Consider the following 23979-nt stretch of genomic DNA (forward strand, 5'->3'; position numbering starts at 1 on the left):
GCAATGAAGAAGGCCCCCTCACCAAGCGTTTCCGCTAGTGAGAGGGCCTTTCTCGGGTGCACCCCCCGGGACTTGAACCCGGAACCCATTGATTAAGAGTCAATTGCTCTGCCAATTGAGCTAGAGGTGCCTGGCGTTTTCCTTCACGATCTCACTCGCTCCGGTCATCCGCAACAGCATGAAACTCTACCAGCAGTTCGGCCGAAACATGAAACCGGCGGCTCAGCCCCCTTCCCGACCCCTCCCTTCCGCCCGGTCCGCGGCCGTCCTCACCCGGTCCCCAGCCGTCCTCCCCCAAGGTCAGCCGCTGTCAGCCGGTGTCCCTGTCGATCCGCAGGATCCTCGCGCCGCCGGGCTCGTTGGTCGCCACGAGCAGCGACCCGTCCGGGCCGGCCGCCACGTCGCGCAGCCGCCCGAACTGCCCGTCGAAGTGGCCGACGGGTTCGCCCGCCGTGCCGTCGTCGAGCGGGACCTGCCAGAGCCGCTGGCCCCGCAGCCCGCCGATGTAGGCGACGTCGCCGAGAATCGCCATGCCGCTGGGGGAGGATGCCGCCGTGGACGGCCACACCACCTGGGCGTCGGTGTACCGGGGGTCGCCGGGCGCTCCGGTGACCTCCGGCCACCCGTAGTTCCCGCCGGACACCACGAGGTTCAGCTCGTCGTCGACCTCCGGCCCGAACTCGGAGGCCCACAGCCGACCGGCGGAGTCCCAGGCGAGCCCCTGCACGTTGCGGTGGCCCAGGCTGTAGACCGGCGACCCGGGCGTCGGGTTGTCCCCGGGGATCCCGCCGTCGACCGTGATCCGCAGGATCTTCCCGCCGAGATCCGCCGGGTCCTGCGCACGGTCCCGGACCCCGGCGTCCCCGGTGCCGATGTACAGGTGGCCGTCCGGTCCGACGGCTATCCGCCCGCCGTTGTGGATCTCCGCCTTCGGGATGCCGGTCAGGACCGGCTCCGGCATGCCGAGCCGTCCGTCGGTCCACGGCAGGCGCACCACGCGGTTGTCCTGCGCCGAGGTGTAGTAGGCGTACACGGCGTCGGGCTCACCGGCCCCTGGTCCCGTCCGGCTGACGGCCAGTCCGAGCAGGCCGCCCTCTCCCGACGCGGACGCCGCGTCCGGGACACTGCCGATGACGTCGGTGGTCCCGTCGCCGACGCGCTCGATCTCACCCGTCTCGCGATCGGACACGAGGAGGGAGCCGTCGTCCAGTACCACCACCGACCACGGCAGGCCGAGCCCGGTCGCCGCGTCCCCGCGGTGCACGAGGCCCGGGAGTGCGGCGGCGCTGTCAGGGGAGGCGGAGGCTGCGGGCGGTGGGGCAGGGGTCGCGGATGCCCCGGCGTACAGCGGGTCCGGTTCGGGCGCCGCCGGGGAGCACCCGGGAACGGCGATCAGGATCGCGGCTGCCGGGGCGAGGGCCCGTGCGAGGAGGCGGGCGGTTCGCCGTCGGGCGGCTGCCATGGTCCGACCCTAGGACGGGGCGCGGGACGTGTCCACCCCTCCGGCTCCCGAGGGCCGGGGGACAGGGGGAGGGCGGCGCCGCGCGGTTCCCTCTAGGCTGGCGCCATGACGAACCCTGCTACCGCCCCGATCGTCCGGACCGTGAGCGTCCCCTCCGCCGACCTGCAGGAGGCGCTCGCGGATGCGTCCCCGGCCGTCGACGTCGTGCTCTGGGACTTCACCGCCCCGCCCGAGGGCGTCGACCCGGCCACGCTCGACGCCGCCGTCCTTCCCTACACGGGCCGCGCCCACCTCGACGGCGCACTCGACGCCGCCCCCAACCTCCGGCTGGTGCAGACGCAGTCCACGGGCTACGACGGCGTCGCGGACCTCGTGGGACCCGATGTCGCCATCGCCACCGCGGCGGGCGTCCACGCCGCTGCCACGGCCGAACTCGCCGTGGGGCTCGCCCTGGCCTCGCTGCGGGGCATCGACGACGCCGTGCGCCAGCAGGCGGAGGTCCGCTGGCACAGCGCCCGCTACCCGGGCCTCGCGGACCGGCGGGTGCTGCTCGTCGGCGTGGGCGGGATCGGGGAGGAGATCCGCCGGCGCCTTGCCACCTTCGAGGCGGACGTGACCCGGGTGGGCAGCTCCGCGCGCGACGACGAGCTGGGGCACGTCCATGGCAGCGACGAGCTCGTGGAGCTGGCCCCGCACCACGACGTCGTCGTCGTGATCACCCCGCTCACCGACGCCACCCGAGGGCTCATCGGCAGCGAGGTGCTCGCCGCGCTGCCCGACGGCGCCCTGGTGGTGAACGTCGCCCGCGGCGCCGTCGTCGACACCGACGCGCTCACGCGGGAGGCCACCGCCGGACGGCTGAAGGCGGCGCTCGACGTCGTGGATCCCGAGCCGCTCCCCGCGGACCATCCGCTGTGGCGGGCTCCCGGCGTCATCATCACGCCCCACGTGGGAGGCAACACGGAGGCGTTCCCGCCGCGCATCCTCGCGCTGCTCCGGCGGCAGATCGAGCGGCTCGGCGACGGCGAGGAGCCCGACAACCTCGTGCGGCGCGGCCCCTGGGCGTAGCCGGCGGCGGGGAGGACCGGGTGCCGGTCAGGACATCGCGATGAAGGCGTCCATGAAGGACGTGAAGTCGACGACGTCCACGTCCTGCGCGAGCCGCAGCGGCGTCCCCGGCCCGATGTCGAGGACGGGAGCCGGGGCGACGGCGAAGCGGAAGACCCGCCCTGTGCTCGTACCCACCTCGTAGCTGCCGTCGTCGTCCCACTGCAGGGCATGGGCGAGATTGGTCATGTTGACCTCCACGGGCACCCCGGCTCCCGTGATCGCCGCAAGATCCACGGGCGCGATCATGAGTTCGGCCGGCTTCCAGCGATAGCCGACCACGTAGGCCGTGGCGGTACGGCGCGCAGCCCGGGCTTCCTTGGCCTCCTTGGCGTGACCGTCCGCGAACACGAGGTTGTAGTCGCCGTAGTTCGGGATCTGCCCGTCGAAGACGCGGCGCAGGGCGTTCTTCAGCCCCTGCCCGCCGTCGAGCGGCCTGCTGGAGTCGTGCGGCTCATCGGGAGACATATCACGCCGTTGCGGTAGTAGAGGTAGGAGAGGGGGCAGGAAACTGTCGGTCCGGGTGCCCGGGGGGGGTCCGCTCCGCCTGCGGTGAGCCCGGGCGGCGGGACGGGGGATCGGCACGTGAGACCCACACTGTACCGGAGGGTCCACCTCCGCACGAAGGGCCTGCCGGCCCGGCCGATCGGGGTTCAGCAGGCATGCGCCGGCCTGTAACAGGGCGGTCACATGGCGAAACCGTCCTGTTACCCGGGCCTAGACTTCAGGCATGACCGTGGAAACAACGCCTGAAAAAACGTCGGGAACAACGCCAGACATCAAGCCGAGAAGCCGCGTCGTCACGGACGGCATCCATGCGGCGCCGTCCCGCGGGATGCTGCGTGCCGTGGGTATGGGTGACGACGACTTCGCCAAGCCGCAGGTCGGCGTGGCCAGCTCCTGGAACGAGATCACCCCCTGCAACCTGTCCCTCAACCGCCTGGCGGAGGGAGCCAAGGAGGGCGTGCGCGACGGGGGAGGGTTCCCCATGCAGTTCGGCACGATCTCGGTGTCGGACGGCATCTCGATGGGCCACGAGGGGATGCACTTCTCGCTCGTCTCCCGTGAGGTCATCGCCGACTCCGTCGAGACCGTGATGCAGGCCGAACGCATCGACGGCTCCGTGCTCCTCGCCGGCTGCGACAAGTCCCTGCCGGGCATGCTCATGGCGGCCGCCCGTCTCGATCTCGCCTCCGTGTTCCTGTACGCCGGAACCATCATGCCGGGGTTCGCGAAGCTCGAGGACGGCACCGAGAAGGAGGTCACCCTCATCGACGCCTTCGAGGCCGTCGGCGCCTGTGCCGCCGGGAAGATGAGCCTGAAGGACCTCGACAGCATCGAACGCGCCGTCTGCCCCGGTGAGGGTGCCTGCGGCGGCATGTACACGGCGAACACCATGGCCTGCATCGGGGAGGCCCTCGGCATGTCGCTCCCCGGCTCCGCGGCTCCGCCGTCGGCCGACCGCCGCCGCGACCTGTATGCCCGGAAGTCCGGCGAGGCCGTCGTCAACCTGCTGCGCCTCGGCATCACGGCCCGCGACATCATGACGAAGAAGGCGTTCGAGAACGCCATCGCGGTCACGATGGCCTTCGGCGGCTCGACCAACGCCGTCCTCCACCTGCTGGCCATCGCCCGTGAGGCCGAGGTGGAGCTCACGCTCGACGACTTCACGCGCATCGGTGACCGCATCCCGCACCTCGGGGACCTGAAGCCCTTCGGCCGCTACGTCATGTTCGACGTCGACAAGGTGGGCGGCGTGCCCGTCATCATGAAGGCGCTGCTCGACGCCGGCCTGCTGCACGGCGACTGCCTGACGGTGACCGGCAAGACCCTCGCGGAGAACCTCGCGGAGATCGACCCGCCGGACCTGGACGGCAAGATCCTCCGCGCGCTCGACAACCCCATGCACAAGACCGGCGGCATCACCATCCTGCACGGTTCCCTCGCCCCCGAGGGCGCCGTCGTGAAGAGCGCCGGCTTCGATGCCGACGTCTTCGAGGGCACCGCCCGCGTGTTCGAGCGCGAGCAGGGTGCGCTCGACGCGCTCGACGCGGGAGAGATCCAGGCCGGCGACGTCATCGTCATCCGCTACGAGGGACCCAAGGGCGGCCCCGGCATGCGCGAGATGCTCGCGATCACCGGCGCCATCAAGGGTGCCGGCCTCGGCAGGGACGTCCTCCTGCTCACCGACGGCCGGTTCTCCGGAGGAACCACGGGCCTGTGCATCGGCCATGTGGCGCCTGAAGCGGTCGACGGCGGTCCGATCGCCTTCGTGCGCAACGGCGACCGCATCCGCGTCGACATCGCGGCGAAGAGCTTCGACCTCCTCGTCGACGAGGCCGAGCTCGAGCAGCGGAAGGTCGGCTGGGAGCCGCTGCCCGCCCGCTACACCAAGGGCGTCCTGGCGAAATACGCGAAGCTCGTGCACTCCGCCTCCCAGGGGGCGTACACGGGCTAGGGCCCCTTCCGAGCCGGGGCGGGTACCCTCCCGTCCCGGCTCGGCGGCATCGGGTTAATGTCCACTCACCGGACAGGGTGTCCACGATGTGAGATCGGACCGGGGTCGGTTGACACTCTTTCGCGAGGGCGTGGAAACTACAGATATGCAGCTCGAACCCGTGGTCGTCGTCCTTATACAGCGCGTGGCCTGAAGCCCGTCCCGTAGACGACTGCAGTCACGCGCAACCCCTCGCAGAGCCCGACCAGGCCGAGGGGTTTTTTTGTTGACATGACCTGTCGGCAGGGAACCAGCGCCACGGAAATCCGAAGTTCAGCCTGCAGCAGTGCAGCGTACGTTCCAAAGGAAGTTGTCAGATGTCCAAGGGATCGCCCATCAGCCCGGCGCTGTTGGCAGCAAGGCCAGCACCTCCTGCAGCACCTGCCCGTGAGACCGCACCCGTCCGGGACATCCCGGCGAGCGCCGTCCGTGGACCCAACAACGTCGTCGCACCCGTCCAGATGCTCGGTTCCGCGGCCATCGTGCGCTCTCTCGAGGAACTCGGCGTCGACGACGTCTTCGGGCTCCCCGGCGGGGCGATCCTGCCCACGTACGATCCGCTCCTCGCCTCGACCCGGCTCCGCCACATCCTCGTGCGGCACGAGCAGGGCGCCGGCCACGCGGCCCAGGGGTACGCGATGGTGACGGGCCGACCCGGCGTCTGCATCGTGACGTCCGGCCCCGGTGCCACCAACCTCGTGACCGCCATCGCGGACGCGCACATGGACTCGGTGCCCATGGTCGCCATCACGGGCCAGGTGTCCAGCGCCTTCATCGGCTCGGACGCCTTCCAGGAGGCGGACATCGTCGGCATCACCATGCCGATCACCAAGCATTCCTATCTCGTCACCGACGCCCAGGACATCCCGCGCGTCCTCGCGGAGGCGTTCCACATCGCCACCACGGGCCGTCCCGGCCCCGTGCTGGTCGACGTCGCCAAGGACGCCCAGCAGTCCACGATGACGTTCTCCTGGCCGCCGAAGGTCGACATCCCCGGCTACCGGCCCGTGGTGCGCGGCCACGCGAAGCAGGTCCGCGAGGCCGCCCGCCTCATCAGCGGCTCGCAGCGCCCCGTCTTCTACGTGGGTGGCGGCGTCGTGAAGGGCCACGCCTCGGCGGAGCTGAAGGAGCTCGCCGAACTCGTCGGCGCCCCCGTGGTGACCACCCTCATGGCCCGCGGCGTCTTCCCCGACTCGCACCGGCAGCACGTGGGCATGCCGGGCATGCACGGCTCCGTCTCCGCCGTGACCGCGCTGCAGCAGGCGGACCTCCTCATCACGCTCGGCGCCCGCTTCGACGACCGCGTCACCGGCGTGCTGTCCAGCTTCGCGCCGAACGCGAAGGTCATCCACGCGGACATCGACCCCGCGGAGATCTCCAAGAACCGCACCGCGGACGTGCCCATCGTCGGATCCGTGAAGGAGATCATCCCGGAGCTGACCGCCGCCGTGCGCGAGAGCTTCGAGGCGCAGGAACGCCCCGACATCTCCGCCTGGTGGAGGACCATCGACCACCTGCGCGAGACCTACCCGGTGGGCTTCACCCAGCCGGAGGACGGCCTCTCGGCCCCCCAGCAGGTCATCAAGCGCATCGGCGAGCTGACCGGCCCCGAGGGCGTCTTCGTCTCCGGTGTGGGGCAGCACCAGATGTGGGCGGCCCAGTTCATCCAGTACGAGCGCCCGCATGCCTGGCTCAACTCCGGCGGACTCGGCACCATGGGCTACTCGGTGCCCGCCGCGATGGGCGCCAAGGTCGGCACCCCGGACCGCGTGGTCTGGGCGATCGACGGCGACGGCTGCTTCCAGATGACCAACCAGGAACTCGCGACCTGCGTGATCAACAACATCCCCATCAAGGTCGCGGTCATCAACAACTCCTCCCTGGGCATGGTGCGGCAGTGGCAGACCCTGTTCTACGAGGGCCGCTACTCCAACACCGACCTCAACACGGGGCACGACACCGTCCGTGTGCCCGACTTCGTGAAGCTCGCCGACGCGTACGGCTGCGTGGGTCTGCGCTGCGAGCGCGACGAGGACATCGACGCGACCATCGAGCAGGCACTGGCCATCAACGACCGCCCCGTGGTCATCGACTTCGTGGTGAGCCGGGACTCCATGGTGTGGCCGATGGTGCCCTCGGGCGTCAGCAACGACCTCATCCAGATCGCCCGGAACATGACCCCGACGTGGGAGCAGGAGGACTGACCATGGCACGACACACACTCTCCGTGCTCGTCGAGGACGTACCCGGCGTCCTGACCCGCGTGGCCAGCCTCTTCGCCCGGCGCGCGTTCAACATCAACTCCCTCGCCGTCGGCCCCACCGAGATCGCCGGCATGTCCCGCATCACGGTCGTGGTCGAGGCCGAGGGTGACCTCCTCGAGCAGGTCACCAAGCAGCTCAACAAGCTCATCAACGTGCTCAAGATCGTGGAACTGACCACGGAGCAGTCGGTGCAGCGCGACCACATGCTGATCAAGGTGCGGGCCGACGCCGCCACGCGCCTGCAGGTGACCCAGGCAGCCGACCTCTTCCGCGCGTCCGTGGTCGACGTGGCGATCGACTCGCTGATCATCGAGGCCACGGGCACCCCCGAGAAGCTCTCGGCGCTCCTGTCCGTCCTCGAGCCGTTCGGCATCCGCGAGATCGTGCAGTCCGGCACGCTCGCGATCGGCCGCGGCGCCAAGTCGATGAGCGGCTCGAGTCAGGCCCTGCGCAGCGCCTGAGCGCACCCGCCCCCCATTCCAGCACCACCCACACAAGGAGAAACACCCGTGACCGAGATGTTCTACGACGACGACGCCGATCTGTCCATCATCCAGGGCCGCACCGTGGCCGTCATCGGCTACGGCAGCCAGGGCCACGCCCACGCCCTCAGCCTGCGGGACTCCGGCGTCGACGTGCGCGTCGGGCTGAAGGAGGGATCGGCGTCACGCGCCAAGGCAGAGGCCGAGGGGCTCCGGGTCCTGTCGGTCGCCGAGGCCACCGCCGAGGCCGACCTCATCATGGTGCTCACCCCCGACCAGGTGCAGCGCCACGTGTACAAGGACGACATCGCACCGAACCTGCAGGCCGGCGACGCCCTGTTCTTCGGCCACGGCTTCAACATCCGCTTCGGCTACATCCAGCCCCCGTCCGACGTCGACGTCGCCCTCGTGGCGCCGAAGGGCCCCGGGCACATCGTGCGCCGCGAGTTCGAGGCCGGCCGCGGCGTCCCCGACCTCATCGCCGTCGAGCAGGATGCCTCCGGCAAGGCGCGCGACCTCGCCCTGTCCTACGCGAAGGCCATCGGCGGCACGCGCGCGGGCGTCATCGAGACCACCTTCACCGAGGAGACCGAGACCGACCTCTTCGGCGAGCAGGCCGTGCTGTGCGGCGGCGCCTCGCAGCTGGTCCAGTACGGCTTCGAGACGCTGACCGAGGCGGGCTACAAGCCCGAGGTCGCGTACTTCGAGGTGCTGCACGAGCTCAAGCTCATCGTCGACCTCATGGTCGAGGGCGGCATCGCCAAGCAGCGCTGGAGCGTCTCCGACACCGCGGAGTACGGCGACTACGTCTCCGGCCCCCGCGTGATCACCCCCGAGGTGAAGGAGAACATGAAGGCCGTCCTCGCGGACATCCAGAGCGGTGCCTTCGCCCAGCGCTTCATCGACGACCAGGACGCCGGAGCGCCCGAGTTCGCCGCTCTGCGCAAGAAGGGCGAGGACCACCCGATCGAGAGCACGGGCCGCGAGCTCCGCAAGCTCTTCTCGTGGATCAAGACGAGCGACGACTACACCGAGGGCTCCGTCGCGCGCTAGCCTCCCTCCCGGCAGGGCACCCGCCCGACGCTCGACGACGAGCGGGTACCCTGCCGGACGTGTGTCCGGTGCCGGTCCGCCCGGACCGCGCCCCGATCCCGCCCCTCCCGCCCCGAAGGAATCCCCGTGACCACCAAGCCCGTCGTGCTCCTCGCCGAGGAACTCTCACCCGCCACCGTCGAGGCCCTCGGACCCGACTTCGAGATCCGCAGCACCGACGGTGCCGACCGCGCGCAGCTCCTCGGAGCCCTCGCCGACGTCGATGCCGTCCTCGTCCGCTCGGCCACCCGCATGGACGAGGAGGCCATCCGCGCCGCCCCGAAGCTGAAGGTCATCGCGCGCGCCGGCGTGGGACTCGACAACGTCGACATCAAGGCCGCCACCCAGGCCGGCGTGATGGTCGTGAACGCGCCGACGTCGAACATCATCTCCGCCGCCGAGCTCACCGTCGGCCACATCCTGAGCCTGGCGCGCAACATCCCGCAGGCCAGCGCGGCCCTGAAGGCGGGCGAATGGAAGCGCTCGAAGTACTCGGGCACGGAGCTCTACGAGAAGAACATCGGCATCATCGGGCTCGGCCGCATCGGTGCGCTCGTCGCCGCGCGGCTGCAGGGCTTCGGCACGCAGATCCTCGCGTACGACCCGTACGTCACCTCCGCGCGGGCCGCCCAGCTCAACGTGCGGCTCGTGTCCCTCGAGGAGCTCCTGCGCGAGTCGGACTTCGTGACCATCCACATGCCGAAGACCCCCGAGACCGTGGGCATGCTCGGCGCCGAGGCCTTCGCCCTGATGAAGGACACCGCCTACGTGGTCAACGTGGCGCGCGGCGGGCTCGTGGACGAGGAGGCCCTGCAGGCCGCCCTCGAGCAGGGGCAGATCGCCGGAGCCGGCGTGGACGTCTTCGTGGCGGAGCCGAGCACCGACCTGCCGTTCTTCGCGCACGACAGCGTGGTGGTGACCCCGCACCTCGGGGCGTCCACCGTCGAGGCCCAGGAGAAGGCCGGCGTCTCCGTGGCGAAGTCGGTCCGGCTGGCGCTGGCCGGCGAGCTCGTGCCCGACGCGGTCAACGTGGCCGGCGGCGTCATCGATCCGGCCGTCCGCCCGGGCATCCCGCTCATGGAGAAGCTGGGCCGGATCTTCACGGCGCTCACCCACGCCTCGCTCACGCAGATCGACATCGAGGTGGCGGGGGAGATCGCGGCGCTCGACGTCAAGGCCCTCGAACTCGCGGCGCTCAAGGGTGTCTTCACGGACGTCGTCTCCGAGCAGGTGTCCTACGTGAACGCGCCGCTCCTGGCCGAGCAGCGCGGTGTCACGTCCCGTCTCGTGACCACGTCCGAGTCCGACGAGTACCGCAACGTGCTCCGCCTGCGGGGAGCGCTGTCCGACGGCTCGCGGATCTCGGTCGCCGGGACGCTGACCGGACCCAAGCAGGTGGAGAAGCTCGTCGGGGTGAACGGCTACGACCTCGAGATCCCCATCAGCGACCACCTCCTGGTGCTGCTCTACGCGGACCGGCCCGGCGTGATCGGCGCGCTCGGTCGCCTGCTCGGGGAGCGGGATATCAATATCGCCGGCATGCAGGTCGCACGGAACAAGGAGGGCGGGCAGGCGCTGTCCCTCCTGACGGTCGACAGTTCGGTGCCGCAGGACGTCCTCGACGCGATCCGCGCCGAGATCGGCGCGACCGTGGCCCGCGAAGTGGATCTGCAGGACTGACGGCCGGTACCGGACACGGAGCCCCCATGACCACGCACCACCTGCCCGCCGTTCAGGCGACGGCTACCCAGGTCCTCTCCCGTGACACCGCGCCCGTGCTGCGAGTGGTTCCCGGGGACCGCGTGATCGTCGAGTCCCTCGACGCCCGCGGGCACCTCGAGCGCCAGCCGACGCCCGGGGCGGTGACGCCCTACCGGTTCCCGGACCGGCAGGGCCACGCGCTCACGGGCCCGATCGAGGTGGCAGGGACCGAGCCCGGCGACGTGCTCGCGGTCCGCTTCGAGTCCCTGGAGCCGGCCGACTGGGGATGGACCGCGGCCGCGCGGCCCGACGACGCGTTCGCCCGCCGGCTCGGCCTCGAGGGAACGGACCCCGCCTGGCTGCTGTGGGACCTGGACGCCGAGGCGCGGACGGGCACCGACCAGTACGGGCACGTGGTGCGGCTCGCGCCGTTCCTCGGCGTGGTCGGTCTGCCTCCCGCCGCACCGGGCGAGCATTCGACGACGCCGCCGCGCCCGGCCGGCGGCGGCAACATCGACTGTCGCGAACTCACGGCCGGTTCCACGCTCTTCCTGCCGGTCACCGTGCCCGGCGCGCTGCTGCACCTCGGCGACGGCCACGCGGCCCAGGGCGACGGCGAGGTGGGTGGCACTGCGATCGAGTGCGGCATGACGACGACGATCACCGTCGACGTCCTCCGGGACGCCCCGCTGGACACCATCCACGCGCTCACCCCGACCGCGCGGATCACCTTCGGCTTCGACGCCGACCTGAACCGGGCCACGGCGGACGCCCTCGGGGCCATGCTCACGTGGATCCAGCAGCTGCACGGGCTGGAGCGGAAGGCCGCGCTGGCCCTCGCCGGGGCCGTCGTCGATCTCCGGGTCACGCAGATCGCGAACCGGACCTGGGGCGTGCACGCCGTGCTGGGGCTGGACGCCCTCGGGCGGGCCTGAGCGCCTCCGCGTCTTCGCACTTGGGCGAATCCGCATGGACCGGGGTAATTTCATAGGGTGACCTCCGCAGACGCAAAGCCCTCGTTCTACATCACCACAGCCATCTCCTACCCGAACGGCGAGCCGCACATCGGGCACGCCTACGAGACGATCGCCGTCGACGCCATGGCGCGCTTCAAGCGGCTCGACGGTTTCGACGTCATGTACCTCACGGGCACGGACGAGCACGGCCTGAAGATGCAGCAGGCAGCGGACAGGGAGGGCGTCCCGGTCCGCGAGCTCGCGACCCGGAACGCCCTGGCCTTCCGGGAGATGAACGATGTCGTGGGCACCTCCTACGACCGGTTCATCCGGACCACCGACGAGGACCACTACGCCGCCGCGACCGAGATCTGGAAGCGCATGGAGGCCAACGGCGACATCTACCTCGACAAGTACGCCGGCTGGTACTCGGTGCGGGACGAGGCGTTCTGGGGTGAGGACGAGACCGAGGTCCGCGAGGACGGCGTGCGCTACGCGAAGGAGACCGACACCGAGGTCACGTGGACCGAGGAGGAGAGCTACTTCTTCCGGCTCTCCGCCTACCAGCAGAAGCTGCTGGACCTCTACGAGGCGCAGCCGGAGTTCGGTGCGCCGCAGCCCCGGTTCAACGAGGTCATCTCGTTCGTGCGGCGCGGGCTCGAGGACCTCTCCATCAGCCGCACCACGTTCGACTGGGGCGTCCCCGTGCCCGGCAACCCGAGGCATGTGATGTACGTGTGGGTGGACGCGCTCACCAACTACCTCACGGGCGTGGGCTTCCCCGATACCGGGTCCGAGCGGTTCCGGACGTTCTGGCCCGCGGACGTGCACGTGATCGGCAAGGACATCTCCCGCTTCCACGCCATCTACTGGCCCGCCTTCCTGCTGTCCGCGGGACTCGAGGTGCCCAGGCGCATCATGATCCACGGGTTCCTGCACAACAAGGGCGTGAAGATGTCCAAGTCGCTCGGCAACACCGTGGCCCCGGCGGACTGGGTGGAGCAGTACGGCCTGGATCAGGTGCGCTTCTTCCTCCTGCGGGAGGTCCCGTTCGGCGCGGACGGCTCCTACAGTCACGAGGCGGTCGTGGGACGCATGAATGCGGACCTCGCCAACAACTTCGGCAACCTCGCCCAGCGCTCGCTGTCGATGGTCGCCAAGAACTGCGGCGGCGCCGTCCCGCAGCCGGGGGAGTTCACCCCGGCGGATCACCGCATCCTCGACCAGGCGCACGCCCTGCTCGACGTGACCCGGGCGGCCTTCGACCGGCAGGAGTTCTCCCGTGCGCTCGAGGCCGTCTGGGCGGTGCTCGGTGACACGAACGCGTACTTCGCCGACCAGCAGCCGTGGGTCCTCCGCAAGACGGACACCGAGCGCATGAACACCGTCCTCTACGTCACGCTCGAGGTGCTGCGGGTGGTGGCGGTGCTCGCGCAGCCCGTCATGCCGACCGGCGCCGGGCAGATCCTCACCGCGCTCGGCCAGGGCACGGCGGACGACGACGGGCGCCGCCTGTTCAGCGCGCTGGACGGGCGGATCGAGCCCGGCACGGCGCTGCCCGCGCCGTCGCCGGTGTTCCCGAAGTACGAGGAGCCGGCGGCCGGCTAGGCGGGCCTGCTGTCCGAGAGCGTCAGTAGCGCAGGAAGCGTGCCGGGGCGGTCTGCCGCATGATCCGTGCCACGGTGTCCTGCTGACGCCTGGACGCGTCCAGCAACTGCTCGAGCGCCGACCGGTCGAGGACGGCGTCGCCCGTGTCCGCCGGCGCCTCGGCCGACAGGGCGAGGAGCGTCGACCACAGCGCCTCCTTGCCCTTGAGCAGCGACTGCAGGGCCTCGAGCTCCAGTTGCGCTCCCGCGGTCGCCTTCCGGCGCAGGGGATTCAGGGGATCGAGCTCGGCCACCACTGACAGGGCCCGCGCGGTCGCCATCTTCACGACGCCGGGCCGGTGACCCAGTGATCTGATCAGCCTCTTGAGGAAGGCGCGCTCCTCGCCGATCTCCTGCCGCAGGCGCTCGAAGTCCTTCTCGTGCGGGGTCCCGGCCCAGGAGACGCGAGCCGCCTTGAACAGCCGGACCCCGTTCGTCGCACCCACGAGATGCAGGTCGAGGTAGGGCAGCAGGGTGTCCAGGTCCAGCCGGCGCAGGGGGATGCCGTCCGTGACGCGCGTCATGGCCTGTCCTTCCGTCGAATTGTCCAGCACATCACCCTACGGCAGCGCGGCGTGGCAGCGGTAGCGGCACGGCGGTCATCTCGCCGATGCCCTCGACCGGCGCGGTCGTGCTAGTCCGCCGGGATCCGGCTCCGGTTCCCCTGGACGGGTCCGTCGCCATCGAGGCCCGCGGACAGGCGCTGCGCGCCCGTGCCGCTGTCCCGTGGCGGCGGACCGCGCCTCAGTCGGCCGCGAGCCCGGCCACGGGGGAGAGCCGTGCCGCCCGGCGGGCCGGGAGCACGGAGGCCAGGAGCCCTGCCGTGACGGCCACCAGGAGGACGGCGCCGATCTGCCCCACGGGCACCGCGGGGCTGACGGGGGTGATGCCGCCCAGGGCGGACTGTGCACCGAGCCAGCCGTAGAGGATACCCAGCGCGGACCCCAGCAGGGCCGCCACACCGGCGACGAGCACCGCCTCCACGGCGAGCATCCCTCGCAGCTGTGCCCGGGTGAGGCCGAGCGCGCGGAGCAGCGAGTTCTCGCGGCGCCGTTCCAGCACGGAGAGCGACAGCGTGTTGGCCACCCCGATGAGCGCGATGAGCACGGCCACCGCGAGCAGGGCCGTCACGATCAGCAGCATCACATCGATGATCTCGTTGTACGCCACCCGTTCGAGGGCGGGCCCGGTGACGTCGTACTCGGAGATGCCCGTGGCGGCGACGATCCGCGACTGCACCTCGGCGACGCCCTCCGCGTCCAGTCCGTCGGCGAGCTTGAGCCAGAAGGTGGAGCCGACCGCGGCGGCGAAGGCGTCCGCGTCCGCCACCGGGGCTGCCGGACCCGCACCGGCCGGTCCGCCGAGAAAGGCCTGCAGTGCCTCCGGGGGCGTGCCGCCGAGCCGCTCGGCCGTCGCCGGGGTGATCAGGGGCTGGAAGAACACGGAGTCCGTCGCGGTGACGGGGAGGGTGGCGGGGCCGTTCCCGCCCTCGAGGGTCACCTCGTCCTGCTCCCAGGTCTGGGGCGCGAGGACCATGCCGTCCCGCAACTCCGCCCCCTCGGAACGCAGCACCCCGGCGATCTCGTCCGCGTCCGCCGTGTACACGAGCTGGGCGCCGTCGTCCGCGCCGGTGAGGAGCACCGGGGTGAGCTCGACGGCGGTCCGTACCCCGTCGACCTGCAGGAGCGTGGGCACGTCCACGCGGGTCGATGCCGGGCCCTCTGCAGCGCCGGAGGAACCGGCCACCCTCACTTCGAGGTCCACGGCGTAGTTGTCGTCGAGCTCGCGGTCGAAGGATGTGCGCGCGGTCTGCGCACCCACCATCATCATGGTCACGAGGGTCACGCCGATCAGCAGGGCGGCCGAGGACGCCGTGGTGCGGGCGGGGTTGCGGACGGCGTTGACCGCCGCGAGCCTGCCCGGCACGCCGAGCGGGCGGGCGAGCCGCCCGACCGCCGCGACGCTCGCCGGGATGAAGAACGGTGCGAGGAGCACGACGCCGAGGAAGGAGATCGCGCCGCCCAGGACGGCCGGGCCGAGCGCCGCGGTGACGGCGCCGAGGATGAGGAGTGCGGCGCCCAGGAGGAGGGCCGCGAGGCCTGCCGCGAGCCGGATCCTCCCGCCGCTGCCGGCGGTGTGCACGGGCTCGAGGGGACGGAGTGCGGCCAGCGGTGCCACGCGCGTCGCGGCGCGCGCCGGGACGAGGGCGGCGAGGAGTGTCATCACCACGCCCACGGCGACGCCGATGAGGATCGACGACGGCGGGACGGCAAGGACTGCGAAGGAGCCGAAGTCGGTCCCGCGGGCGAGGCCCACGAGCGCGGCCATCACGCCGACGGCGAGCAGGACGCCGAGGACGGCGCCCGTCAGCCCTACGATCGCGGCCTCGACGAGCACCGAGGTCCGGATCTGGCGCCGCTCGGCCCCGATGCAGCGCACCAGGGCGAGTTCCCGGGTCCGCTGGGCGACCAGGACGGAGAAGGTGTTCGCGATGACGAGCCCGGCGACGAGGACGGCCACGGCGGCGAAGGCGAGCAGGATCCCGGTGAGCATGTCGTTGCCGTTCGAGAGCCGGGCGACGTCGGCGAGCGTCTGCTCGGATGCCGTGCGGACGGTGAGGCCGGGCTCCTCCAGGGCAGCTGTGACGGCGTCCTGCACCACCGCGGCGTCGGCCCCGGGTGTCAGGGCGAGCTGCACGTTGCGGACGGCGGGACCGCCGGTCAGTTCGCGGATCACCGGGACGGACGCGATGACCTGCACCGCTCCCGAGAGGGCGGGGTCGGTGCTGGGCGCGGTGAGGCCCGTGACCGTCAGGGCGCCCCCCAGGGCGGCAGGGGCTGGATCGGCACCGTCACCGAGGGCCACGGTGTCCCCGGGCGAGACGCCGAGGCGTCCGGCGGAGGCCTCGTCCAGCGCCACCTCGCTCGGGGTGCCCGGGTAGGAGCCGCTCGTCACCTCCGCGTTCCGCAGGTCCGCCGGAGCGGTGGTGGTGAAGGCGGCGAGGGAAGTCTGCGAACCGGAGGCGAGCTGGCCGTAGGCGCGTTCCAGGCCGTAGGCGTTGGCCACGTCCGGGAGGGCTGCGAGCCGGTCGACGACGTCGGCGGGGACGTCCGCGCCGTCCTGCCCCGTGACCACGAGGTCGGCCGTGGCGTAGGCGGCACCGACGCTCTGTTGGAGGCTGGCCTGCGTGGTGGCGCCGACCATGAGGGTGGCGGAGAGGAAGGCGACGCCGAGCATCACGGCGAGGCCGACGGCGAGGAAGCGGCGGGCGTGGACCCGCACCTGCGCGAGCGCTATCTGCAGCACGTCAGGCCCCCAGCGTTGCGAGGGCGCTGGAGATGGCGTCCGGCGCGGACTGCTCGAGTTCGCCGACGAGCGCGCCGTCCTTCATGAGCACGATGCGGTCGGCGTAGGAGGCCGCCACGGGGTCGTGCGTGACCATGATGATGCTCTGGCCCATCTCCCGGCAGCTGCGCCGCAGCAGGGAGAGCACCTCGGCGCCCGTCGCCGAGTCGAGGTTGCCGGTGGGTTCGTCCCCGAAGATGACGTCGGGCCGGGTGAGGAGGGCGCGTGCGACGGCGACCCGCTGCTGCTGGCCGCCGGAGAGCTCATGGGGGCGGTGGGACAGCCGGTCGGTGAGGCCCAGGGTGGAGGAGATCTGCTGCAGCCACTCGCCGTCCACCGTGCCGCCGGCCAGGGCGACGGGCAGCGTGATGTTCTGTTCCGCTGTCAGCGTCGGCACGAGGTTGAAGGCCTGGAAGACGAAGCCGACCCGTTCGCGGCGCAGTCGCGTGAGGTCGGCGTCGGGGAGTCCTGTGATGTCGGTGCCGCCGATCCAGAGACGTCCGGTGTCGACGCTGTCGAGTCCGGCGAGACAGTGCATGAGGGTGGACTTGCCGGATCCGGAGGGCCCCATGATCGCGGTGAAGTGCTCCCGGGCGAAGTCGAGGGAGACGTCGCGGAGGGCGTGCACGGCGGTCTCGCCGCGGCCGTAGCTCTTGGACACGCCGCGGGCGGCGACGGCGCCGTCCGCGGGGGAGGAGGACACGGCGAGGGCTCCCGGCGGCACTGCGGAGGGATTCGTGGAGGTTGTCATGCTCCCACGCTACGGATCGCCGGACGTCCCGGGATCGGCGCACGGGCCGGGGTTCCGGCCCGTCCTCTCATACCGGGGGATGAGCAGGAGGCTCCCGGCCTACGACCGGAAGCACCCGGTGCGAGATCTCCCAGGCCGTCAGGGCCGGACGACGCCCGTCGCGTAGGCCAGCACGACGGCCTGGACGCGATCCCGCGCCTCGAGCTTGGCGAGGATGTGGCCCACGTGCGTCTTCACGGTCGCCTCGGACAGGAACAGGTGCGCGGCGATCTCCGGGTTGGACAGTCCCTGCGCGATGAGCTCGAACACCTCACGCTCCCGCGGCGTCAGGCGGGCCACGGCCTCGGCCTGGGCGTCCTGGACGGGGGAGGGTCTGCGCAGCAGCGGCGCCACGTGGTCGAGCAGTCGGCGGGTGGTCGAGGGCGCTATGACGGCGTCGCCCCGATGCACCGTCCGGATCGCCTCCAGCAGCTCCTCGGGCGGGGCGTCCTTCAGCAGGAACCCGCTCGCGCCGGCGTTGATCGCCGACAGCGCGTACTCGTCGAGGTCGAACGTCGTCAGGACCACGATCCGCGGTCCGTCCTTCCCCTGCCCAGCGGCGGACCTGCCGGCGAGGATGCGGCGCGTCGCCTCGATGCCGTCCATGCCGGGCATGCGCACGTCCATCAGGACGACGTCGGCGCGCGTGATGGCGAGCGCCCTGACCGCCTCCTCGCCGTTGGCCGCCTCGCTAACCACCTGGAGGTCGGGCTGCGAGTTGATGAGCATGGCGAATCCGCTGCGCACCAGGTGCTGGTCGTCCACGATCGCGATGCGGATCAGTGCGGTGTCGCTGATGCTGTCGTCGGTGTAGTCGTCGGTGCTGTCGTCGGTAGTGGTGGTGTCCACGGTGGTCCTGCGCTCCTGGTCTCGTCCTGCATGCTGTCGGATCGTGTCGCTCCCGGCTCTTCACGCGTGCCGTGCCGCCCGGCTGCCCGGCTGTCCGGCTCAGCCTAGGCCTGGGTGTAGGGGATGAAGGCCTCCACGCGGTAACCGCCGCCCATGCGCGGTGCCGCCGACACCGTTCCGTCGTAGAGCCGGACGCGCTCGGTCATCCCGATGATCCCCTGGCGCGCGCCTGCCGTCGCGGGGTCGGGCGCCGCGCCGCGCCCGTCGTCGTCGACCGTGACGGCGAGCCCGCGCACGCCGTACTCGAGGGTCACCTCGGTGGTCGTGCGGGCACCCGCGTGCTTGAGCACGTTGGTGAGGGACTCCTGCACCACGCGGTAGGCGGTCAGCTCGGCGCCGAGGGGGAGCTGACCGCGCGGCGTGCCGATGCGGCGGCACGCGACGCGTACGCCCGAGTGCCGTACCGACTGGATGAGGGAGTCGACGTCGTCGAGGGTGGGTAGCGGACGGGTGGAGGCGGTCTCGTCGCCGCGCAGCACCCCGAGCAGCCGCCGCATCTCGCGCAGCGAGCCCCGGCCGGTCTCGGCGATGGTGCCGAGCGTCTGCACGGCCAGTTCCGGCGCCTGCGCGCTCGCGTACCGGGCGCCGTCGGCCTGCGTGATGATCACCGACAGGGAGTGCGCCACGATGTCGTGCATCTCCCGGGCGATGTGGCTGCGTTCGTCCGCGGCGGCGAGGTCGCGCTCCTGCTGCCTCTCCACCTCGAGTCGCCGCGTCCTGTCCTCGAGCGCCTGATAGGTCCGGCGGCGGGCCCGCGCGAGGTCGCCCATCGTCCATGCCAGGAGGACGAGCGCCTCCACGAGGAAGAGCACGATCATGTACAGCGGTACCGAGGTGAGCGCGGACGCGCTGACGCCCAGCCCGATCAGGTCACCGAACCGCAGCAGACCCACGGCCGCGCCGAGGAGAGCCAGCGTAAGGCCGCCGAGGCTAGCCCAGCGCGGGCCGTAGGCGGCCAGGGTGTAGAGGGTGATCAGGATGACGAACTGCGCGGGGACCGGCTCGATCCCGAGGAGGACCTGCAGCACCGAGACGCCGGCGACGATCGCGGCCGAGAGCATCACCCGGGACCGGCGCCACATCAGCGGGACCACCACGGCGAGCGACACCGCGACGATGCCGGCGGACCCCTGCACGCCGCTGGTGGCGAAGGGGAGGACCAGGAAGACGAGGATCGCCAGGGCGAGGCAGACGTCCAGCGTCCCGGGATGCGTGCGCACCCAGTGTGCGAGCCGCAGGTGGATGTCCATGGCAACCAACTCTAGGGCGGGCGCCGACGCCGCACATCCGACCCTGGGTGGACCCGTCTCACCCAGCGGACGGATTGTCACCCCACCCGGGCGCCTTCCTAGGCTGGGACGATGACCGCCGCACCGACCGACGCTCCCCGCCGTATCGACCTCGCCGTCATCCCCGGAGACGGGATCGGCCCCGAGGTGACCACAGAGGCCGTCAAGGTGCTGCTCGCGGCCGTCGGCACGGACGTGGACGTCGCGCTCACCGAGTACGAGCTCGGTGCCCAGCACTGGCTCGCCACGGGGGAGACCCTGTCCGAGGCGACGCTCGACCGGCTGCGCACGCACGACGCCATCCTGTTCGGGGCCGTGGGGGCGGCGCCCGGGGACACCCTCGTGCCGTCGGGACTCATCGAACGCGAGTTCCTCCTGAAGCTCCGGTTCTCGCTCGACCACTACGTGAACCTGCGGCCCACCCGCCTCTACCCCGGGGTCCCCAGCCCTCTCGCCGACCCCGGTGACGTCGATTTCGTCGTCGTCCGCGAGGGCACGGAAGGCCCCTACACCGGCAACGGAGGGACACTGCGGGGCGGCACCCAGCACGAGGTGGCCACCGAGGTGTCGCTCAACACGGCGCACGGCGTGGAGCGCGTGGTGCGCGACGCCTTCCAGCGGGCCGAGGGTCGCCGCCGCAAGGTGACCCTCGTCCACAAGCACAACGTCCTCGTCCACGCGGGCCACCTGTGGAAGCGCATCGTCGATGCCGTCGCGGTCGAGTTCCCCGAGGTGGAGCACGACTACCTGCACGTCGACGCCGCCATGATCTTCCTCGTCACCGACCCCTCCTGCTTCGACGTGATCGTCACCGACAACCTCTTCGGCGACATCGTGACCGACCTGGCGGCGGCGATCTCGGGAGGAATCGGGCTGGCGGCATCGGCGAACCTCAACATGGACCGCACCGCTCCCTCCATGTTCGAACCCGTCCACGGGTCCGCGCCCGACATCGCGGGACGGCAGATCGCAGACCCGACGGCCGCGATCCTCTCGGCGGCCCTCCTCCTCCGGCATCTGGGCCTCGACGCGCACGCCGCCCGGATCGAGCAGGCGGTCGAAGCGGATATCGCCTCCCGCTCGGGCGCGCGCAGTACGACCGCCGTCGGCGATGCCATCGCCGCTGCCGTGTCCTAAGGTGGTTACACATCGTTAACCCAGTGCCGCAGCACTGACCACCGACGGACGACGGCGGCCGCGCCGCACGTGCAGTCCGTTCCAGCGCGGAGGAACCATGACTGCCACCGAAACCCCGTTCGCCCAGCACCTGTCGACCCGGCGCACACCGGTCGAGGAGCGGGAGGCGGTGCTCGCGAATCCGGGCTTCGGCAACTTCTTCACCGACCACACCGCGATCGTCGACTTCCGCGTCGACGAGTCCGGTGTCGGTGGCTGGCACAGCGCCCGCCTCGAGCCCTACGGTCCCATCGCCCTGGACCCCGCGGCCGCCGTCCTGCACTACGGGCAGGAGATCTTCGAGGGCATGAAGGCCTACCGCCACGCCGACGGCTCCGTATGGACGTTCCGTGCCGACGCCAACGCGGCCCGCCTCAACCGGTCCGCGGCGCGCCTCGCGCTTCCCCAGCTGCCCGAGGAGCTGTTCCTCGAATCACTGCGCCAGCTCGTCGCCGCCGACCAGGACTGGATCCCGTCGGGGGACGGCGAGAGCCTGTATCTCCGGCCGTTCATGATCGCCACCGAGGCGTTCCTCGGCGTGCGGCCCGCGCGCGAGGTGTCCTACCGCGTCATCGCGTCCCCCGCAGGCAACTACTTCGGCGGGGAGGTCAGGCCGGTCGACATCTGGGTCTCCCGGAACTACGCCCGGGCAGGGCGCGGCGGGACGGGTGCGGCGAAGGCCGGCGGCAACTACGCCTCGTCCCTCGCCGCCCAGCTGGAGGCCGAGGCGCACGGCTGCAAGCAGGTGCTCTTCCTCGACCAGTTCAACGACAACGCCGTGGAGGAACTGGGCGGCATGAACGTGTTCTTCGTCTTCCGCGACGGGTCCCTCGTGACCCCGGCCCTCTCGGGCACCATCCTCGAGGGCGTCACCCGGTCCTCGATCATCCAGCTCGGTCGCGACCGCGGGCTGGACGTCGTCGAGCGCAAGATCACCCTCGACGAGTGGCGCGACGGTGTCGCTGCCGGCGACATCACCGAGGTGTTCGCGTGCGGCACGGCCGCCGTCATCACGCCGATCGGCCGACTGCGTGACGGCGACGAGTACATCGGAGCCGCCGATTCCGCGGCGGGAGAGGTCACCATGTCCATCCGGAGCCAGCTGCTGGGCATCCAGACCGGCGCCGTGGAGGACACGCACGGCTGGCTGACGCGCCTGGTCTGAGCACGGCCCGACGGCGCCCACCCGCCCCTCCCAGGGCGGACGGGCGCCGTCCCCGTCCCCGGGAGAGTCAGCGGGAAGCAGCCCGCTCGGGGCCGTCGACCCCCTCGCCGACCCGCAGGTGGCGTGTCGTGGCGAGGAGCGCCCCCGCCTCCTCCGCCGGCATGGGTCGGCTGAAGTAGTAGCCCTGACCGCTCGCACAGCCCATCTCCCGCAGCTGGGCCGCCTGCTCACGCGTCTCGATGCCCTCGAACACGGCCTCGAGGCCCGCAGCGCGGATGAGCTGCAGGATGGCGGCGACGAAGTCGAGTTGACCCGGCCGCGTGTTGAGCTCCACGAGCAGGGAGCGGTCCACCTTCACCATGCTGACGGGCAGCTCGCGGAGGTAGCTGATGGACGAGTACCCCGTCCCGAAGTCGTCGATCTCGATCCCGACACCCAGTTGCTGCAGGCTCAGCAGCGAGTACATCTCCACCTCGCCGCGCGTAACGATCGCCGTCTCGGTGATCTCCACCACGAGGCTGCGTGCCGGGAGGTCGAGCTCGCGGAGCAGGCCGCGGATGTGGTCCACGAGGTCGAGCTGCTTGAGCTCGACGGCGGACAGGTTGACCCTCAGCTGGAAGTCGTCGTCGAGGGGGAGGTCCCGGCGCCACTGCGCGAGCTGGCGCAGGGACGTCGACATCACCCAGCGGTCCAGGTCGTGGATGACGCCGATCTCCTCCGCGAGCGGGATGAAGGTGTCCGGCGGGATCAGACCCCGCAGGGGGTGCTGCCAGCGCACCAGGACCTCGACGCCGAGGATCCGGTTGGTGGCCAGTTCCACCACCGGCTGGTAGTGCAGCACGAGCTCGTCGGAGCTGATGGCGCCGCGGAGTTCCGTGGCCATCTGGCTCCGGAGCTGCCGGGAGTAGAGCATCACCGGTTCGAAGAGCTTGATGATGCTGCGCCCCTCGCGCTTGGCCGCGTACATGGCCGTGTCGGCGTCGAGCAGGAGCTCTTCCGCCGTCTGGTCGGCGGTACCGAGACGGACGCCGATGCTCGCGCGCGCGTGGACGTACAGGGAGTCGAGGCGGATGTGCTCACCGAGGACCTCGAGGGCCCTGCGCGCGACGTGCATCGCCGTGTCCATGGTGGCGCCGGGCAGGAGGATCGCGAACTCGTCGCCGCCGAGCCGGGCCACGACGTCGCTCTCCCGGACCACGCTGTTGAGACGGGAGGCCACCTCCTGCAGCACGCGGTCGCCGGCGTCATGACCGAAGCGGTCGTTGACGTTCTTGAAGCTGTCGAGATCCAGGAGCAGCAGGGCGGGAGGCGGGGTCCCCCGGGCCGCCTGGTTGAGCGCCTCCTCGATGGCGTCCATGAGGGCGACGCGGTTGGCGAGGCCTGTGAGGGCGTCGGACATCGCCATCTTCATCATGTCCAGGTGTGCCTGGCGGAGCATGGCGGTGCGGCTCTCCACGCGCTTCTCGAACTGCTCGTAGACCTGTTCGAGCTCCTCGGCGAGCAGGTTCACGCCGGTGATTACGGCGTCGACCTCGTCCCGTGCGCTGGAAGGCTCGATCCGGCTGCTGAGTTCCCCGCGCGAGAGGCGCACGATGCTCTCGACGAGCATCGCGAGCCGGGGGTCCTTGTCATCGGAGCTCATCGGGTCCAGCGTACATTCCGGGCCGCTGTCGACTGCGCGTCCAGCGGTGCTGCCCGCATGTCGGGGCCGAGGCGAGACCTCGCTGCTGTGCGGTCGGAAGCCGTTGTCATGGCGCTACCCCCAGGCTGCCGCCGTCGAAGAAAGTGGTGGAGGGCGCACCGGCCGGGCCGGCGAGCCCGTCGCGCGGCGGGCGGGCGGGCGCGGAGTGCACAGCCCAAGGTCCGCGTGACGGGAAAAGATTAGCATCGCTCGCTGCCGTCGCCGGGACCGTGAGCGCGCGCCGCATGGAGGGGCGCTGCAGCGGAGGCCGGGGTCAGCAGGAAGTCCCGACCGGGGTGGGAGTAATGGGGGAAAACGCCCAGCCCGATCGGGACCTGTTCATCAACGTACGCGATGCCTGGGGTGGATCGCACGCCCGCCTCGGTCGGGGATTCTGCTTGACATCGTCACGGGGCT

At 71.1% G+C, this 23979-nt stretch carries 18 protein-coding genes and 1 tRNA gene; 10 read left to right on the plus strand and 9 right to left on the minus strand.

Annotated features, from left to right (window positions below; translation table 11 throughout):
- Positions 1 to 57: 57 nt before the first annotated feature.
- Positions 58 to 130: transfer RNA gene (locus AC4D2O_RS17515), tRNA-Lys, on the minus strand.
- 180 nt (positions 131 to 310) lie between these two features.
- Positions 311 to 1462, minus strand: coding sequence for a PQQ-dependent sugar dehydrogenase (locus tag AC4D2O_RS17520; protein ID WP_490908647.1), 1152 nt, complete (start codon positions 1460 to 1462; stop codon positions 311 to 313).
- A 105-nt stretch (positions 1463 to 1567) separates the two neighbouring features.
- On the opposite strand from AC4D2O_RS17520, the gene AC4D2O_RS17525 reads away from it, so the two are divergent.
- A complete protein-coding gene (locus tag AC4D2O_RS17525) occupies positions 1568 to 2530 on the plus strand; it encodes a 2-hydroxyacid dehydrogenase (protein ID WP_490908648.1) in 963 nt (320 codons plus the stop codon).
- 27 nt (positions 2531 to 2557) lie between these two features.
- Here the strand turns inward: AC4D2O_RS17525 and AC4D2O_RS17530 are convergent, their stop codons facing one another.
- Positions 2558 to 3037: a hypothetical protein gene (locus AC4D2O_RS17530; protein ID WP_490908649.1), complete on the minus strand. Its 480-nt coding sequence runs from the start codon at positions 3035 to 3037 to the stop codon at positions 2558 to 2560.
- 262 nt (positions 3038 to 3299) lie between these two features.
- Here AC4D2O_RS17530 and ilvD point away from each other — a divergent pair, with 262 nt between their 5' ends.
- From ilvD to metG, 7 genes are all read left to right on the plus strand, one after another.
- Positions 3300 to 5027, plus strand: a complete 1728-nt coding sequence (ilvD, locus tag AC4D2O_RS17535; protein WP_490908650.1) for a dihydroxy-acid dehydratase — start codon at positions 3300 to 3302, stop codon at positions 5025 to 5027.
- A gap of 356 nt (positions 5028 to 5383) precedes the next feature.
- Positions 5384 to 7270: an acetolactate synthase large subunit gene (locus AC4D2O_RS17540; RefSeq protein WP_490908651.1), complete on the plus strand. Its 1887-nt coding sequence runs from the start codon at positions 5384 to 5386 to the stop codon at positions 7268 to 7270.
- Between the two features lie 2 nt (positions 7271 to 7272).
- A complete protein-coding gene (gene ilvN / locus AC4D2O_RS17545) occupies positions 7273 to 7791 on the plus strand; it encodes an acetolactate synthase small subunit (RefSeq protein WP_490908652.1) in 519 nt (172 codons plus the stop codon).
- A gap of 48 nt (positions 7792 to 7839) precedes the next feature.
- A complete protein-coding gene (ilvC, locus tag AC4D2O_RS17550) occupies positions 7840 to 8865 on the plus strand; it encodes a ketol-acid reductoisomerase (RefSeq protein ID WP_490908653.1) in 1026 nt (341 codons plus the stop codon).
- A gap of 126 nt (positions 8866 to 8991) precedes the next feature.
- Complete coding sequence (gene serA, locus AC4D2O_RS17555) at positions 8992 to 10584, plus strand: phosphoglycerate dehydrogenase (protein ID WP_490908654.1); 1593 nt, start codon at positions 8992 to 8994, stop codon at positions 10582 to 10584.
- Between the two features lie 26 nt (positions 10585 to 10610).
- A complete protein-coding gene (locus AC4D2O_RS17560; protein WP_490908655.1) occupies positions 10611 to 11540 on the plus strand; it encodes an acetamidase/formamidase family protein in 930 nt (309 codons plus the stop codon).
- 57 nt (positions 11541 to 11597) lie between these two features.
- Positions 11598 to 13169 (plus strand): methionine--tRNA ligase, encoded by a 1572-nt coding sequence (gene metG / locus AC4D2O_RS17565; RefSeq protein WP_490908656.1) that lies wholly within the window; start codon positions 11598 to 11600, stop codon positions 13167 to 13169.
- 22 nt (positions 13170 to 13191) lie between these two features.
- Here metG and AC4D2O_RS17570 read toward each other — a convergent pair whose 3' ends face one another.
- The 5 genes from AC4D2O_RS17570 to AC4D2O_RS17590 form a co-directional block, all read right to left on the minus strand.
- The gene (locus AC4D2O_RS17570; RefSeq protein WP_490908657.1) at positions 13192 to 13731 is read right to left on the minus strand and encodes a hypothetical protein; all 540 of its coding nucleotides are present in this window, start codon (positions 13729 to 13731) and stop codon (positions 13192 to 13194) included.
- A 220-nt stretch (positions 13732 to 13951) separates the two neighbouring features.
- Complete coding sequence (locus AC4D2O_RS17575) at positions 13952 to 16513, minus strand: ABC transporter permease (RefSeq protein ID WP_490908658.1); 2562 nt, start codon at positions 16511 to 16513, stop codon at positions 13952 to 13954.
- 1 nt (position 16514) lies between these two features.
- Positions 16515 to 17303: an ABC transporter ATP-binding protein gene (locus tag AC4D2O_RS17580; protein ID WP_490908659.1), complete on the minus strand. Its 789-nt coding sequence runs from the start codon at positions 17301 to 17303 to the stop codon at positions 16515 to 16517.
- Between the two features lie 138 nt (positions 17304 to 17441).
- Positions 17442 to 18071 carry a LuxR C-terminal-related transcriptional regulator gene (locus AC4D2O_RS17585; protein ID WP_490908723.1) on the minus strand — a complete coding sequence of 210 codons (630 nt, stop codon included), beginning with the start codon at positions 18069 to 18071 and terminating at the stop codon, positions 17442 to 17444.
- 224 nt (positions 18072 to 18295) lie between these two features.
- A complete protein-coding gene (locus tag AC4D2O_RS17590) occupies positions 18296 to 19501 on the minus strand; it encodes a sensor histidine kinase (RefSeq protein WP_490908660.1) in 1206 nt (401 codons plus the stop codon).
- Between the two features lie 111 nt (positions 19502 to 19612).
- Here AC4D2O_RS17590 and AC4D2O_RS17595 point away from each other — a divergent pair, with 111 nt between their 5' ends.
- Positions 19613 to 20677, plus strand: a complete 1065-nt coding sequence (locus AC4D2O_RS17595; protein WP_490908661.1) for a 3-isopropylmalate dehydrogenase — start codon at positions 19613 to 19615, stop codon at positions 20675 to 20677.
- A gap of 97 nt (positions 20678 to 20774) precedes the next feature.
- The gene (locus AC4D2O_RS17600) at positions 20775 to 21881 is read left to right on the plus strand and encodes a branched-chain amino acid aminotransferase (RefSeq protein WP_490908662.1); all 1107 of its coding nucleotides are present in this window, start codon (positions 20775 to 20777) and stop codon (positions 21879 to 21881) included.
- A gap of 67 nt (positions 21882 to 21948) precedes the next feature.
- Here the strand turns inward: AC4D2O_RS17600 and AC4D2O_RS17605 are convergent, their stop codons facing one another.
- Positions 21949 to 23523 (minus strand): putative bifunctional diguanylate cyclase/phosphodiesterase, encoded by a 1575-nt coding sequence (locus tag AC4D2O_RS17605; protein WP_490908663.1) that lies wholly within the window; start codon positions 23521 to 23523, stop codon positions 21949 to 21951.
- Positions 23524 to 23979 lie beyond the last annotated feature (456 nt).

The sequence above is a fragment of the Arthrobacter sp. TJ-238 genome, from assembly GCF_058269215.1.